Source organism: Candidatus Symbiopectobacterium sp. NZEC135 (assembly GCF_025962695.1).
The window spans coordinates 1-972 of the sequence record NZ_JAGFPF010000758.1; the positions used below are offsets into that span (position 1 = coordinate 1).

The 972-nt window shown below is 61.8% G+C and carries 1 pseudogene; it reads right to left on the reverse strand.

Going from position 1 to position 972, the window contains the following annotated elements:
• A pseudogene (locus J5224_RS30260) lies at positions 1–972 on the reverse strand (phosphate ABC transporter permease); the annotation flags it as partial.

The window sequence follows — 972 nt, forward strand, 5'->3', positions numbered from 1 at the left end:
CCACGACGGTCGGGAGCGCGCCCATGACCTCGAGCGTCGGCTTCACCCAGCGGCGTAAACCCGGCGTCATAAAACAGGCGGTGTACACCGCCGCAGCCAGCGCCAGCGGCGTGGCAAACAGCATGGCGTACAGCGCCGCCTTCAGCGATCCGGCCAACAGCGGCACCAGACTGAACTTGGCCTGATAGCTGTCGTCTGCCGCCGTTGACTGCCAGATAAAATCAGGTTGGGGGTAGTTCTCATACCAAACACGCTGCCACAGGCCGCGCCAGCCGATATCGGGGTAAGGATTATCGACACGATAGGCATACCATTGCGTTGGCGTCTCAAGCAGTAGCGCTTTGCCGTGCGCCGAAAACACCATGCGCTGTGCCTGTGCGGCAACCTGCTGGGTTAATACAGCGGCAGATTGCTTGCTGGCAAACAGTGAAAGCGCCCCCTGCGGCGTCAGGGTGGCAAATACCCGACGCAAGGCTTCCGGCACCAGTTGCATGCCTTGGGTTTCGCGCTGAGGAAAATCTCGAATCTCGGTCAGGCGCAGACCATCCGCGCCAGGCACGTCAAACCACTGAAATATTTTACCACTCTCGGTATACACCAGCAGTGAATAACCGCCGGAGAACAGCGCCAGCCGCCACGGCCCGGCAGAGGGCAAAGTCGCCGTGCCTGAAGGCATCAGCGTCTCGCCATTGACGCGCCATGAGCTCAGTTGGTTGCCGCTTAAGCTGTAGATAACATCACCACGGGGCGTCAGCACCAGGTCGTCAACCGGCGTATCGCCGAGTGCCACACTGGCGACAGGCTGCACACCGTCAGCGGAAATGCGGCCCATGGACAAGCGGTTATCCTGCGTCACCCACACGGCGACCGCGTCCACCACCGTGGCGGCAGCGTTAGCGGCCATCGGCGGTGTGGTTTCGCGCAGTGCCAGCGCCAGATGACGTAGCGGTGTGCCATCCGCCGTCAACGGCA